This is a genomic window from Methylobacterium tarhaniae (genome assembly GCF_001043955.1).
GTDB lineage: Bacteria > Pseudomonadota > Alphaproteobacteria > Rhizobiales > Beijerinckiaceae > Methylobacterium > Methylobacterium tarhaniae.
This window is the reverse complement of record NZ_LABZ01000308.1, coordinates 1-13,739: the sequence shown is the minus strand read 5'-3', so window position 1 is coordinate 13,739 and position 13,739 is coordinate 1. Positions and strand designations below refer to the sequence as shown.

Annotated in this window: 16 protein-coding genes; 5 read left to right on the top strand and 11 right to left on the bottom strand. The window is 73.3% G+C overall.

From position 1 onward, the window contains the following. On the bottom strand, positions 1 to 176 hold a 176-nt coding region (locus VQ03_RS29345), incomplete at its 3' end, for a hypothetical protein (protein ID WP_157064315.1). Between the two features lie 191 nt (positions 177 to 367). On the opposite strand from VQ03_RS29345, the gene VQ03_RS29340 reads away from it, so the two are divergent. Next, positions 368 to 796 carry a CBS domain-containing protein gene (locus tag VQ03_RS29340; RefSeq protein ID WP_048454463.1) on the top strand — a complete coding sequence of 143 codons (429 nt, stop codon included), beginning with the start codon at positions 368 to 370 and terminating at the stop codon, positions 794 to 796. A gap of 34 nt (positions 797 to 830) precedes the next feature. Here the strand turns inward: VQ03_RS29340 and VQ03_RS29335 are convergent, their stop codons facing one another. From VQ03_RS29335 to cobD, 3 genes are all read right to left on the bottom strand, one after another. Continuing rightward, positions 831 to 1,115 (bottom strand): hypothetical protein, encoded by a 285-nt coding sequence (locus tag VQ03_RS29335; RefSeq protein WP_048454462.1) that lies wholly within the window; start codon positions 1,113 to 1,115, stop codon positions 831 to 833. 104 nt (positions 1,116 to 1,219) lie between these two features. After that, positions 1,220 to 2,524: a KpsE/RkpR family capsule polysaccharide export protein gene (locus VQ03_RS29330; protein ID WP_048454461.1), complete on the bottom strand. Its 1,305-nt coding sequence runs from the start codon at positions 2,522 to 2,524 to the stop codon at positions 1,220 to 1,222. 94 nt (positions 2,525 to 2,618) lie between these two features. Continuing rightward, a complete protein-coding gene (cobD, locus tag VQ03_RS29325) occupies positions 2,619 to 3,611 on the bottom strand; it encodes a threonine-phosphate decarboxylase CobD (protein WP_048454460.1) in 993 nt (330 codons plus the stop codon). Here cobD and cbiB point away from each other — a divergent pair. After that, on the top strand, positions 3,610 to 4,605 hold the full coding sequence (gene cbiB / locus VQ03_RS29320; RefSeq protein WP_048454459.1) for an adenosylcobinamide-phosphate synthase CbiB: 996 nt from the start codon (positions 3,610 to 3,612) through the stop codon (positions 4,603 to 4,605). The genes cobD and cbiB overlap by 2 nt on opposite strands. Before the next feature lie 236 nt (positions 4,606 to 4,841). On the opposite strand, the gene VQ03_RS29315 is transcribed toward cbiB, so the two are convergent. The 7 genes from VQ03_RS29315 to VQ03_RS29285 form a co-directional block, all read right to left on the bottom strand. Beyond that, positions 4,842 to 6,182 (bottom strand): MFS transporter, encoded by a 1,341-nt coding sequence (locus tag VQ03_RS29315; protein ID WP_048454465.1) that lies wholly within the window; start codon positions 6,180 to 6,182, stop codon positions 4,842 to 4,844. A gap of 111 nt (positions 6,183 to 6,293) precedes the next feature. Beyond that, complete coding sequence (locus VQ03_RS29310; RefSeq protein WP_048454458.1) at positions 6,294 to 7,262, bottom strand: efflux RND transporter periplasmic adaptor subunit; 969 nt, start codon at positions 7,260 to 7,262, stop codon at positions 6,294 to 6,296. Between the two features lie 11 nt (positions 7,263 to 7,273). Beyond that, entirely contained in the window at positions 7,274 to 7,477 is a 204-nt protein-coding gene (locus VQ03_RS29305; protein ID WP_048454457.1) for a DUF1656 domain-containing protein, read from the bottom strand. Next, positions 7,477 to 9,516 carry an FUSC family protein gene (locus tag VQ03_RS29300; protein WP_342586484.1) on the bottom strand — a complete coding sequence of 680 codons (2,040 nt, stop codon included), beginning with the start codon at positions 9,514 to 9,516 and terminating at the stop codon, positions 7,477 to 7,479. The genes VQ03_RS29305 and VQ03_RS29300 overlap by 1 nt, the downstream gene beginning before the upstream one ends. Then, positions 9,516 to 10,016 (bottom strand): MarR family winged helix-turn-helix transcriptional regulator, encoded by a 501-nt coding sequence (locus tag VQ03_RS29295; protein ID WP_048454455.1) that lies wholly within the window; start codon positions 10,014 to 10,016, stop codon positions 9,516 to 9,518. The genes VQ03_RS29300 and VQ03_RS29295 overlap by 1 nt, the downstream gene beginning before the upstream one ends. A gap of 276 nt (positions 10,017 to 10,292) precedes the next feature. Further along, entirely contained in the window at positions 10,293 to 10,646 is a 354-nt protein-coding gene (locus tag VQ03_RS29290) for a hypothetical protein (RefSeq protein WP_048454454.1), read from the bottom strand. A 107-nt stretch (positions 10,647 to 10,753) separates the two neighbouring features. After that, positions 10,754 to 10,987, bottom strand: a complete 234-nt coding sequence (locus VQ03_RS29285; protein ID WP_048454453.1) for a hypothetical protein — start codon at positions 10,985 to 10,987, stop codon at positions 10,754 to 10,756. Between the two features lie 440 nt (positions 10,988 to 11,427). Between VQ03_RS29285 and VQ03_RS29280 the strand changes: the two genes are divergently transcribed. The 3 genes from VQ03_RS29280 to VQ03_RS29270 all read left to right on the top strand — a co-directional run. After that, complete coding sequence (locus tag VQ03_RS29280; RefSeq protein WP_048454452.1) at positions 11,428 to 12,366, top strand: sugar kinase; 939 nt, start codon at positions 11,428 to 11,430, stop codon at positions 12,364 to 12,366. After that, the gene (gene eda / locus VQ03_RS29275) at positions 12,363 to 13,007 is read left to right on the top strand and encodes a bifunctional 4-hydroxy-2-oxoglutarate aldolase/2-dehydro-3-deoxy-phosphogluconate aldolase (protein ID WP_048454451.1); all 645 of its coding nucleotides are present in this window, start codon (positions 12,363 to 12,365) and stop codon (positions 13,005 to 13,007) included. The genes VQ03_RS29280 and eda overlap by 4 nt, the downstream gene beginning before the upstream one ends. A gap of 229 nt (positions 13,008 to 13,236) precedes the next feature. Continuing rightward, positions 13,237 to 13,739 (top strand): L,D-transpeptidase (locus VQ03_RS29270; protein WP_048454450.1); only part of this gene is annotated, 503 nt, incomplete at its 3' end.

The following is a 13,739-nucleotide window of genomic DNA, read 5'->3' as shown; positions in this document are numbered from 1 at the left end:
CCGAACAGGCACAGCTCGACCTTGGTGGCGTGCGCGGAGAACAGCGCGAAGTTGACGCCGAGGCCGTCCCAGGTGGCGCCGAGCGGAAAGGGCTGGCCCTCGCTGATGCGCGAGGCGCGCCGGGCGAGAGGCGGGGCCGCCGGGGTTTCCGGGGCGGGCTTGGACGTGAGTTCCATGTTCATGAGGACGTTCGACGATCCCGGGGGCGAGAAGCCTGACTGTGGGCTGAACGCGCCGGCCCTCGCCCAAGCTCCCGTGCCGTCGTCAAAATTTCACGGGTGTGCTGCCGGAGAGGAATTTGCGCATCGGACCGGGAGCCGGCCCCGGCCCTCGCGGGTTGGCAGGCGGGACAAGGCGGCGAGGGACGATGAGCGCGACGGTCGCGGACGTGATGAGCAGGGACGTGGAGTTCATCCCCGGGGAGGCCCCGGTGCAGGAGGCCGCGGTGCTGATGGGCGAACTCGATGTCGGCGCCCTGCCGGTCGGCACGCCGGACGCCCTCGACGGCGTGGTCACCGACCGGGACATCCTCTACCGGGTGGTCGCGCAGGGGCTCGACCCGCGCACCCTGCGCGTGAGCGAGGTGCTGTCGCGCCCGGTCGTGTCCTGCACCGAGACCGATCCCGTCCGCACCGCCCTCGACCTGATGGCCGCCCACCACGTCCGGCGCCTGCCGGTGCGGGATGCGGGCGGGCGGGTCGTCGGCTGGGTCACCCTGGCGGATCTGTCCCGGGCGCTCCTGCTGGGCGGCGACGCCCTCCAGACCTCGCTCAAGCGCCTGACCGAGGAGGCGTGACGCGACCGGAGGCCGTCACCCCTGCGCGGGAGCCCTACTGGCCGGCTGCGGCCTGGTCGGCCCTGGCGGCCTCCGCGGCACGCTCGGCCTCCAGGATGGTCTGTCGGGCGAGGTAGCGGGTGACCAGCGCCTCGACGTCGCGGATGGTCTCCTCGACGAGGTGTTCCTGGAGCAGGGCGCGGGGGTCGTCGTCCCTCAGGTTCTCGCGCTCCTGGAGCCGGCGCATGGCCTGCTTGACCACCTGGTAGACCGCATCGCGTTCCTCGCGGCTCATCGCCGGGGAGACCGCCCGGGCGACCAGGTCCGTGAAATCGGACATCGGGGTGCTGCTCGTCCTTCACGTCGCGGGCGCCCCTGTGGCGCCCCGATCCGCTTCATCGCACGAAACCGCGCGGCGGCCGAAGCCCGGACGCCGCGCCGGGCTCACATGTTGTGGTCCTTGACGCCGGCGATGAGCAGGCTGCTGCAGCCCCAGAGCACCAGGAAGGCGAAGAAGGCGACGAACAGGGCGTGCCCGCGCTTCGGGACGGTGGAGAGCTGGGGCAGGGTCGGCGGCACGAAGACCGCGAGGTAGACGTGCTGGCGGTTCGCCGCCACCCGGGCGCGGTCGAGCATCATGGTGGCGGATTCGTTCAGGCGCTCGGCGATGGTGCGCTCGACCATGAGCCCCTCGTATTCCAGGATCGCGTCCGAGGCGTGCCGGCCGCCGACGACCATCCCGTCGCTGGTCAGCGAATCCTCGAGCTGCTTGATCTGCTGGTTGGTGGCGTTGAGGCTCGCCACGATGGTCTGGATCGAGCGCGACTTCTCGTCGAGGCCGGAGCCCCGCAGCACCTGCAGGTCGTTCTCCGCCTTGATCTTGTCCTTGCGCAGACCGAGCAGCGTGGTCATCGTCGCCTCGGCGGACTTGGCGGGATCGATGATGCCCCAGCGGTTGCGGAACTCCCGCAGCGCGAGGTGGGCCTTGCGCATCCGCTCCTCGCTCGCCGCCAGGTCGTCCTGGCTGTGCTTGAGCATGTCCTGCTGCGCGCGCGACGAGATCGCGTTGATCAGCGCCTCGGCGCGGGCCACGACGTGCCGGCCGATCGCCAGGGCGTCGTCGGGCGTGAAGGCCTGCACCGTCAGGGTCATCACGCCCGAGACGAGATCGATATGGACCTGGACGCGCTTGCGCCAGTACTCCAGCAACTCCTCGATCGGCTTCTCACCGGAATAGCGCGTCCAGAAATCGGCCTCGTCGCGGGTGAACATCCGAACGACGTCGAGCTCCTTCTGGGCGCTCTCCAGCATCGGCTGGCTCTGGACATATTCCTGGACGATGTAACTGTCCTGGCTGTTGTTCTTCTGGATCAGCGAGGAGAACTCGCCGAGCGCGACGTTGCCCATCGGCTCGACCTCGCCGCGGACGGCGAAGCGGGCCTCGACCACGTACTGGTCGGCGGCGATGAAGAAGAGATAGATCCCGACGATCGCCGTCGGCAGCAGCACGAAGATGCCGATGTTGCGCAGCAGCCGGGTCAGGACCCGGTTCCGGGTGCCCTCGTGGGGCAGGAGCGGCACGCGGCTCCAGCGCAGCGGGTTGAGCAGCGCCGGCAGCCGGCCCCGCGGGCCGGCGGGGGAGATCGGCTCGACCGTCTCGGCGTTGCGGCGCAGGTCGGGCACGGTGCGCCGCGCGAACGCGATCATGCTGCCGAGCCTATCGCGCCGTTTGACCTCGTCCGCGTCCATTCTGCCTGATTCCCCGTGCGGCGCCGGCCGCCTTCGTCCCCGACGGCCAGGGTTTTCGGATGCTGCCGTTTTCGGCCTTTTTAATGGCGCCCGGTCACGCGCCGAGGGCTTCGGCGAGGCGGGCCCAGGCCGCCTCGCCGGCAGGCAGCCCGAAGCGCAGGCGCGCCGGCGCGGCCTCGAACCGGCGCACGAAGATCCCGGCCCGCCCGAGACGCGCGAACAGGCCCGGCCCGTCCGCGAAGTCGGCGGTGCGAAACAGCGTCGTGCCGCCGACGACCCGGCCGCCGGCCGCTTCGAGCAGGGCGTCGAGCCGGGCCGCGTCCCGGCCCCGCGCCACCGCGGCCTCCCGCCGCCACGCGCCGTCCGCGAGGGCGCGGCGGCCGATCGCGATCGCCGGCCCCGACACCGCCCATGGCCCGATCCCGCGGCGCACGGTGCCGATCAGCGGCTCACCCGCTACCGCGAAGCCGAGCCGCAGGCCGGCGAGGCCGTAGGTCTTGCCGAAGGAGCGCAGCACCAGGCACCCGGGCGGCGGCGCTCCGCACAGGCTCTCGACCGGCTCGAGATCCGCGAAGGCCTCGTCCACCACCAGCCAGCCTCCGCGCGCGGCGAGCCCGGCCGCGGCCGCGGCGAGGTCGCGGGCCGGGACCACCCGCCCGTCCGGGTTGTTCGGGTTGACGACCACGACCACGTCGGCCTCCGTGGAGAGGTCCGCCGCCGCCACGACGGCGTGCCCGGCCCGGGTCCAGGAGGCGGCGTGCTCGGCATAGGTGGGACCGACCACCGCGACGCGGCCGGGCGGCCGCAGCCGCGGGACCAGGTCGATCAGGGCCTGGGTGCCGGGCGCGGCGACGACGTGATCCGGCGCCGCGCCGTAAGCCCGCGCCGCCGCGGCCTCGAGGGAGGCGAGGTCGGACTTGGCCGGCAGCCGCGTGAAGGCGCTGGCCTCGAGGGCCGGCCACGGATAGGGGATCGGATTGATCCCCGTCGACAGGTCGATCCAGGGCTCGGGGGCCTGCGGGAAGAGCCGGCAGGCCTCGCCGAGGTCGCCCCCGTGCCGGATCGACCCCTCCTTCTTGCTTGCCATGGCCGCCCTGCTGCACCCGCCCGACAGCCTCCCGGTGCTCGTCCTCGCTCTCGCGATCGAGGCCGCCCTCGGCTATCCGGACCGCCTCTACAGGCTGGCCGGCCACCCTGTCACCTGGATCGGCGCCCTGATCGCCACCCTCGACCGGCGCCTCAACCGGGAGGGCGATCCTGAGGGGCGCCGGCGCATCGCCGGGGTGCTGGCCTTGGGCCTCGTCCTCGCGGCGACCGGATTCGCGGCGTCGGCCCTGGCGCTTGCCTGCGGGGCGCTCGGGCTCCTTCCCGGCACGCTCCTCTGCGCGCTCCTCGCCGCGAGCCTGCCGGCGCAACGCAGCCTGCACGACCACGTCGCCCGGGTCGCCCGGGACCTCGACCGCGACGGCCTGCCCAGCGGGCGCCGGGCGGTGGCGATGATCGTCGGGCGCAACCCCGAGACCCTCGACGAGGCCGCGCTCTGCCGCGCCGCGATCGAGAGCCTGGCCGAGAACTTCTCCGACGGCATCGTGGCGCCGGCCTTCTGGCTCGGCGCCGGCGGCCTGCCAGGCGGCGCGCTCTACAAGGCGATCAACACCGCCGACAGCATGATCGGCCACCGCACGCCCCGGCACGAGGCCTTCGGCTGGGCCGCCGCCCGCCTCGACGACCTCGTCAACCTGCCGGCCTCGCGCCTCACCGCCGGGCTCGTCGTCGCCGCCGCCGCCCTGACCCCGGGGGCCAGCGCCCGGGCCGCGCTCGACGCCGTGCGGCGCGATGCCGGCCGCCACCGCTCGCCCAATGCCGGCTTCCCTGAGGCCGCGATGGCCGGCGCGCTGGGCCTGCGCCTCGCCGGCCCGCGGGTCTACGGCACCACGCGGGTGGAGGATGCCTGGATGGGGTCGGGCCGGGCGGAGGCCACGGGCGACGACATCGTCCGGGCGCTCGTGCTGTACCGGCGGGCGTGCTTGCTGCTGTGGGGGCTGGCGGCGGGGCTGGCGTGTCTCGTGCCGGTGGCGTGAGCCTTCATACCGCAGCGCCTTCGAACAGACTTGTTCGAAGGCGCTGGCTAAGCCCGAATGGGTCTGCGCCGCAGGCGCCGATCGGATCGGGCTGCCTCGAGGCCGATCCTACGCCGCCTTGTCCCGATAGGCTATTGAAAAGACAAGCGTTATCCCTTTCAGGACGCAAATCGGCCCCGAAGGGGATAATGTCATGCCGGGCCGGGATCCTTCGATCCCGATACGGCGAGGCTCCGTCAGCGCCGCGCCGGCGCGAGCCTCCCGGCCTCGGCCGGGATATGGCGCCTCAGGATGCCCTGGACCACGAACACCATGACCGCGCCGACGACGAGGCAGGCGGCGAGGAAGAGCATCGGCACGAGCTTGCTGCCGCTGGCGTCGCCGATCCACGGCACGACGTTCTGGGCGATGAAGCCGCCGAGATTGCCGACCGAGTTGATCATCGCGATGCCGGCCGCCGCGGTGGCGCCGCGCAGGAAGGTCGGGGGCAGCGACCAGAAGACCGGCTGGCCCGAGAAGATGCCGGCGGCCGCCACGCACAGGCAGGCGAACTTCACCGCGTCGCCGGGCAGCACCACGCTGAGGACGAGGCCCAGCGCCCCGACGAGGGCCGGGCCGGCGATATGCCAGGTGGTCTCCCCGGTGCGCGCCGCGTGCCGGGGCACCCACCACAGGGCGAAGCCGACGCAGATCCACGGGATGATGTTGATGACGCCGTTCATGGTGTTCGAGACGCCGAAGCCCTTCACCACCGTCGGCAGCCAGTAGCTCAGGCCGTAGGCCGCGAGCGGGAAGGCCACGTAGAGCAGCGACAGGAGCACCACGCGGATGTCGGCGAGCACCCGGAACGGGTTGTGGTGGTCGGTGTGCGGGGTGCTCGCCGCCTCGCGCGCCAGGGTGTCGGCGAGCCACGTCTTCTCGTCGGCGCCGAGCCAGGGCGCCTTCCCGGGCCGGTCGGGCAGGATGAAGAACACCACGAAGGCGAGCAGCACCGCCGGCACGCCGGTGGCGATGAACACCCACTGCCAGCCGCGGTAGCCGAGCAGGCCGTCGAGGTCGAGGAGCGCGCCGCCGATCGCCGCGCCGACGGCGTTCGCCACCGCGCTCGCGATCATGAACCAGCCGACCATCCGGCCGCGGAAGACCTGCGGGAACCACAGGGTCAGGGCGTAGAGCACGCCGGGGAAGAACCCGGCCTCCGCCGCGCCGAGGAGGAAGCGCAGCACGTAGAACATCACCGGCCCGGTCGAGAAGCCGAGGAGGATCGTGATGATCCCCCAGGTCGCCATGATGCGGGTGAACCACACCCGGGCGCCGACCCGCTCCAGGATCACGTTCGACGGCACCTCGAACAGGAAATAGGCGAGGAAGAACAGCGAGGCGCCGAAGCCGTAGGCCGCCTCGCTCAGGCCCAGGTCCCCGACCATCTGGAGCTTGGCGTAGGACACGTTCTGCCGGTCGATGTAGGCGATCAGGTACATCAGGCCGAGGAGCGGCATCAGCCGCCAGGTGATCGTCGCGATCGTGCGGGCGCCGAGGGCGTCCTGCCGGGGGTCTGCGATGGTCCGGTCTGCCATGTTCTGGTCTGCCATGGGGGCCTCCTCCCGGCCGCACTGCCTTCTACGTCTTGGTGGGCTCCTTAATCCGTCGCCGGACGGGGCGAAAGCGCGATCGGTCGCCTCGCGGCGTCAGCTCCTGATCGCCGGCAGGTTGGCCTTCAGCGCCTCCCAGCCGCCGCGCAGGCCGAGATGGCGCAGACCTTCGAACGGTCGGACCTCCGGCCGCTCGCCGCGGGGATGCACCACCACGGTGGCGGTGCGCCCGACGGTGAGGCGGCCGCGGTTCACGTCGGCGTCGAGGGCGATCCGCACCGGGACGCGCTGGGCGAGGCGCACCCAGGCGAAGGTCGGGTTGACGTTGGCCAGCAGCGACGATCCGGCGCTGCGCTCCCGGTCCTCGATGCCGGCGGCGACGCTCTCGACCTTGCCGGTGACGTCGCGATCCTCGCCCATCAGCCGCACCGTGACCGGGTCGCCGGGATGGATGCGGTCGAGCTTGGTCTCCTCGAAATAGCCCTGGACGTGCAGGGTATCGCTGTCGACGAGCGCCATCACGGCCTTGCCGACCCCCACATAGGCGCCGGGGCGCAGTTCGAGGTTGCTGATGCGGCCGTTGACGGAGGCGCGCACCTCGGAGCGGTCGAGGTTGAGCCTGGCGAGGTCGCGGTCGGCCACGGCCTGGTCGTAGGCGGCGCGCGCGCTCTGCTCGGCGGCGAGCGTCGCCTCCAGCTTCTGCTGCGACACCACGTTGTCGCTGAGCTGGCGGTAGCGGGCGAGGTCCGCCTCGGCCTGGACCAGGGTGGCCTTGCGGCCGGCCACCACGGCCTCGGCCTGCCGTAAGGCAAGGCCGAAGCGGTCCGGATCGATGCGGAACAACACGTCGCCGCGCTTGACCTGCTGGTTGTCGCGCACCTCCACGTCGCGCACGAGGCCGGAGACGTCGGGGGCGACGCCGACCACCTCGGCCCGCACCCGCCCGTCGCGGGTCCAGGGGGCCTCGAGGTAATAGTCCCAGAGCGCCGCCCCGACGATGACGGCAAGCGCCAGCATGGCGGCGGTGACGGCGAAGCGGCCGAGGAAGGCGAGCGCGCGGGTCATGTCTCGAATCTTCAGGTCAGGCGGCCGGCGAGCGACACGACGCCGCCGAGGCACACGAGGTAGAGGCAGAGGTCGAAGAGCGGCCGGTGCCAGACCAGCCGATAGAGCCCGAGGGCGCCGATCAGCCGGCGCACCACGAGGCTGACCAGGAAGGCGAGCAGCGCCCAGACCAGCAGGGCCGGCACGAAGGCGCCGTAGAGGTCGATATCGGCCATCAGGCGGCCTCCCCCACGCGCAGGGCGGGACCGGGGGGCGGCCCCCCGGGAAACAACGCCCGGCGCAGGCCCACGAGGCCGAGGAGCGCGTCGCGCCGGGCCCCGTGTCCCGACTCGCCGCCGGATTCCGCCTCGACCCGCGCGAGCGCCGCGTCGATGCGGCGGAGCAGCGTCTCGGAGGCGGGCCCGCGCGGCCCCTCGTAGTGGCTCGCCACCGCGTCGAGGGCGCCGTCGAGGGACGCGACCGCCTCCGGCGGCAGGCCGTGGCGGGCGCGCCGCAGCGAGACGAGGTTCATGCCGACCCGCAGGGCCGCCAGGGTGTCGATGCGGGACAGGTCGCTGTCCGGCCCGGCCGCGGCGAGCCGCGGCACCAGCAGGCCGAGGCGGTCGAGCATCAGGTGGGCGAAGGCGGTGCGGTCGCCGCGCCCGCGCCGGCGCGCCGCCCGGGCGAGGTCGGCGCGGCTCGCCGCGACGAGCCGGCGGGCGCCGTGCTCGGCCCCGACCGAGCGCACCAGCCGGGTCACGAGGGCGGCGATCCAGATGCCGCCGACGAGGGCGAGGCCCGAATTGACGTAAGCGCCGAACTCCGTGGCGTAGCGGTCCTGGATCGCCAGCAGGGCATTGCCGTTGACGCCAAGCGCCAGGCCCACCGGCAGGGTCCTGGGATTCGTCATCAGCAGGCCGCACAGGATCAGGGCGGGCGCCAGCACCAGGGCCAGGCTGACGAAATCGTGCACCAGCGGCATCACGCCGAACTGCAGGACACCGACCGCCAGCGCGGCGATTCCGGTCCAGGTGGCGAAGCTCAGGATCGCCGGGACCGGATCGTCCTGGGTCGCGAACATGCAGCACAAAACCGCGCCCATCATCGCCGCGGTGGCGCCGTCGGGCCAGGCGGTGGCGATCCACGCCACCACGCAGGCGACGATGCCGAGGAACGCCCCGAGGGCGGAGCGCGCGGCCATGCCGTGGTCGCGGTGGCGCGGCGCCCGGCCGCCGAACTCGCCCGCATAGGCCAGCGGCTCGCGCAAGGAACCGTCGCCGCGACCGATGCCGTCCTGCAGCGCCCGGCAATCCTGGCCGATCGCCACCAACTCGCGCAGGCGGTCGATCAGGCTCGCCAGCACCAGGGCGGTCCAGGACGGGTGGGGCGGCAGCGGGTGGTCGGCGGCCTCGATGCGGACCATCAGCGCGCCGGCCTCGCCCGCAGGGGCGCCCGCCGCCGACCACGCCTCGACGTCGGCGAGCAGGCTGCGCAGCTCCGGCGTCAGCCCGGACAGGCCGCGCAACGCCGCGATCCGGTCGGCGAGGGAGGAGAGGACCGGCAGCAGCATCAGCATCCGGCCGCGCAGGAGCTGGACCAGGGGCACCGCCCGGCTCTGGGCCGAGGTGTCGTAGGCGAGATGGGCCGAGAGCGCATCGATCTCCGCCGCCTCCGCGGCCAGCCGCAGGCGCCGCGCCCGGACCGCCGGCTCCTCGCCGGCCCCCGACAGGACGTCGCCGGTCCAGCGCCCGGTCTCGGCGAGCCACGCCCCGACCCGGCCGGCGAGCACCGGCCCGACGGGCTCGGGAAACACGAGGCTCGCCACCAGCGAGGCGCAGAGGATGCCGAGCGTGATCTCCTCCGCCCGCGACACCGCGGTGTCGAAGATGGTCTCAGGCGCCGTCACCGCCGGGAAGCCGATCAGCGCCGCGGTGTAGCCGGCGAGCATGAACAGGTAGGCCCGGGGCGAGCGGTCGAGGAGCGAGAGGTAGAGGCAGCCCGCGGTCCAGAGCGCCAACCCCAGGGTCAGCATCTCGGGCGAGTCGATCAGCGGCGGCACCAGGACGACCGCGGCCGAGACGCCGATCAGCGTGCCCACCACCCGGTACAGGGCCTTCGAGCGGGTGGCGCCGGAGAGCGGCTGCATGGTGATGTAGACGGTCGCCATCGCCCAGTAGGGGCGCGGCAGGTCGACCCACAAGGCGATCCCGAGGGCGAGGAGCGCCGCCCCGCTGACCTTGAAGGCGAACAGCCACTGGCGCCAGCCGGGCAGCATCACGCGCGTCCTCCGGTTGCCGGGCGCGGCAGCGGCGCGACCGTCTCGAGCCCGCAGGCGAGGCTCACGCCTTTCGGGCCCTCGGCCTGGAGCGCGCGCAGCACCCTTAAGGCCGCCCGCAGGTCGTCGTCGCCGACATGGGTGAAGACCGCCTCACGCAAGGTGTCGAACCGCGCCTCGATGGCGGCGGCGCGGGCCCGGCCTTCCGCCGTCGGGTGCAGCACCTTGGCGCGCCGGTCGGTCGGATCCTCCCGGCGGGTGACGAGGCCGGCCTCGCAGAGCTGGTCGAGGAGGCGCACCAGGCTCGGGCCCTCGACGCCCAGCGCATCGGCGAGCGTCGTCTGGCGCAGGTCGCCGCCGAGGCGTCCGATCATGAGGAGCGGCAGGGCCGTCGCCTCGGTCAGGCCGTAGGCGGTCACGACCTCGTCGGCGGCCCGGCGCCAGACGCGCCCGGCCTGGAGCAGGGTCAAGGTGAGGGATTGCAGGATGTCGCGTCGCATCGCCGTCGCGCTCGGCCGAGCCGATGATGGGTCGGCCTCATAGATAGGATGCTAACGATCCAGTCCGAAGCGCGGTCGGCGCGGGTCGGCCATGCGCCCGCGAGGGCGGGCCTGCCATGCGCCCGCGAGGGCGGGCCTGCCATGCGCCCGCGAGGATGGGCTTGCCATGCGCGCGAGAGCGCGGGCTTGCCATGCGCGCGAGAGCGCGAGCCTGTCATGCGCGCGGCAGGCTGGGCGGCGATCCGGCCGGACGGGGTTCTCGCGCGGCGCGGGGAGCTACGGCTTGGCGGCGGCGTCGCGGTCGGGCGCCCAGTCCAGCTCGACCACGGTCTCGCCGTCCTGGCGGTTGTAGCGGAGCGCCGTCAGGCGCATCGCCCGGAGGGCGGCGGCGTTGTCGGCCCGCGGGCACTGGACAGGGTCGTGGGCGCGGTGGGTGCGGTCGAGCATGAGCCCGAAGGCGGCATCGAGGGACGGCATCGCCGCGACGGTGGAGAACGGGGCCGAGAGATAGACCGTCCGGGCCGGCCCGCGGGCGAGGCAGTAGCGCCAGTCGGCGGCGGCAGGGGTGGCGGCCAGGGCGAGTCCGGTCGCGGCGCCCAGGAACACGGCACCCTGAAACAGGAATCTCATCGAATCGGGGATCTCGGAACGGGGCTCGGGGCCGTCCCGATGCGCGGCGCTTGCGGCGTCAGCAAGGCCGAGGGTCGAAGCCGGAGCGTGATCGACGCCCGGAGACGTCACGCCAGGGCGAGGGCCTCGAGCTCTTCGGTCTCGAGGCTCAGGCTCCAGACCCGGGCACCATCCTCCGCGACGAGCCAGGCCTCGCCGGTCCGGTCGCCGAAGACCTCGTCGGCCCGTCCGAGCACGCGGGCGACAGCGTGGCGCACCGTCGGCGCCTCGATCGGCAAGTCGTGAACCGGATTGGTGACGCTTCGGTCGCGGGAGGTGGATCGGAGGAGATAGAGGGGCATGACGAACGAACTCCGAAGACGGTTGGGGTCTGGTGATCCCGGATGTCTGGCGTGATCGGCGGCTGCCTTGTGGTCTCGTACCGTTCCTCCCCCGTCCCTGGCTGGACCGGGACGCGGCATCAGGTCGTGCGCGCGGCGGCCCGTGAGGCCGTCGCGGCGTCCTCGCTGCGATCACCTCGATGAGCGACGTGAGGGAAGGCTTTCTAGCGCAGCCGCGCGGGCCGGTTCAAGACCCGACCCCAACCGATTTTACGCTGCGGCATCGCGAGCGGGCCGCGGCGCGGGCATGCCGGGGCCGTTGACAACGCCCGGAGGGTCGATAGGCGATGACGGCTCAGCACCGCGAGGCGGAGCTGGAGGGAGGCTCGCATCGCGGCTTGCCTCCGGACGCAGGCCCGGGCAGCCCTGCCGCCCGCACCGCCGGGAGAGGAACGGAGACGATGGCAACCAGGGTCGCCTGCATCGGCGAATGCATGATGGAGCTGTCGGAGCGGCCCGACGGCAGCCTGCTGCGCGGCTACGGCGGCGATACGCTGAACACCGCCCTCTACCTCGCCCGGCTCGGCGTCGCGGTCGATTACGTGACGGCGCTCGGCGACGATCCGTGGAGCGAGGAGATGCTGGCGGCCTGGGCCGCCGAGGGGGTCGGCACGGCCCAGGTGCGGCGCCTGCCCGGGCGGATGCCGGGGCTCTACATCATCCGCACCGACGACAAGGGCGAGCGCAGCTTCCATTACTGGCGCGACAGCGCCGCCGCCCGCGACCTGTTCTCCGGCCCCGGCGCCGCCGAGACCCGCGCCGCCCTGGCGGATTACGACCTCGTCTACGCCTCCGGCATCAGCCTGTCGCTCTACGGCGAGGCCGGGCGGGGGGCGCTCGCCGAGACCTGCCGGGCCGTCCAGGCCCGGGGCGGGCGGGTCGCCTTCGACACCAATTACCGGCCCCGCGGCTGGCCCGACAAGGCGAAGGCGCAATCCGCCTTCCGCGACGCGATGGCGGCGGCCGACCTGATCTTCGCATCGAGCGAAGACCTCGAATGGCTGTACGGGCCGGAGGGCGAGGAGGAGGTGCTGCGCCATCACGGCCGGTGCGAGATCGTGCTGAAGGGCAGCGGCTCGCCGCCGAGCGTCCGGGTGCTCGCCGGGAGCGATGACGTCACGGTGCCGGCCTCGCCCGTCGCGGCGGTCGTCGACACCACCGCGGCGGGCGACAGCTTCGCGGCGGCCTACATGGCGGCCCGCCTCGCCGGCCGTCCCCCCGCCGCGGCGGCCGCCTGCGGCCACCGCCTCGCCGGCGCCGTCATCGGCCATCGCGGCGCCGTGATCCCCCGGTCGGCGATGCCCGACCTGCCGCTTGCCACCGAACAGGGACGCCCATGACCGCCGATACCCGTTCCCAGCGCCTCGACGCGCTGCTCGCCGCCTCTCCGGTGATCCCGGTCATCACGGTACCGGAACTCGCCCACGCGGTGCCGCTGGCCCGCGCCCTGGTGGCGGGCGGCATCACCACCCTGGAGATCACCCTGCGCACGCCGGTGGCGCGGGACGCCGCCAAGGCGATCATGGCCGAGGTGCCGGAGGCGGTGGTGGGCCTCGGCACCGTCCTGACGCCGGCCGACCTCGAGACCGCGCACGACCTCGGGGCCCGCTTCGCGCTCAGCCCCGGGGCGACGCCGGAGCTCTTACGGGCGGCGGCGGCCAGCGACATGGTGTTCATGCCCGGCATCGCCACGCCCTCCGACCTGATGCAGGTGCTCGCCGCCGGCTTCACGGTGGCGAAGTTCTTCCCCGCCGTGCCGGCGGGCGGCATGGCGGCGCTGAAGGCGCTCGGCGGCCCCTTCCCGCAGGCCCGGTTCTGCCCCACCGGCGGCATCGGCGAAGCCGACGCCAAGGCCTGGCTCGCCCTGCCGAACGTCGCGGCGGTGGGCGGCTCGTGGCTCGCGCCCGAGGCCGAGATCCGCGCCGGCCACTTCGACGCCATCACCGAACGGGCGCGCCGGACGCTCGCCGCCCTGCGCTGACGATCCGGGAAACGCGGGCGAAACACCTGGGGATATGTGCCCGTGCCGCCACGGTGTGGCGCGGGCACAACGCCGCCTTCGCAACCGCGGAGCCGCCCCGGATTTAAGCTTGGCTTTGGGACGTGGGCGTTTACGGCTTGGCCATTGGTTCCGCCGTACGGTGCCGGCTGCGTTCGCACCGTCCTGCTCCGCGCTTCCCCGTCCAAGCTTTCCTTGCCCAGAGGCTTTCATGCGCCGCTTCGTTCCCGCCCTGGCCGGGCTGGTCTGCGCCGTCACCGCCTGGGCGGCACCCGCCGCCGCCTACGAGATCGACCCGCTCACCCGTCAGCCCCTCGACCAGCCGCTCACCGTCACGGTGCGCTCCCCCGCCGCCGCCGCCGTCGACCCCCTCGACGCCGCGGTGCCGAAGCTGAGCCCGATCCCCCGCGAGACGGTGGCGTATTCCGGTCCCTACGGCGCCGGCACCATCGTGGTCTCCACCGGCGAGCGCCGGCTGTACTACGTGCTCGGCAACGGCCAGGCCCTGCGCTACGGCGTCGGCGTCGGCCGGCCGGGCTTCACCTGGGGCGGCGTGCAGACCATCTCGATGAAGCGCGAGTGGCCCGATTGGCGCCCGCCGGCCCAGATGATCCGGCGCCGGCCCGACCTGCCGCGCTACATGAAGGGCGGCCCGGAGAACCCGCTCGGCGCCCGCGCGATGTATCTCGGCGGCTCGCTCTACCGCATCCACGG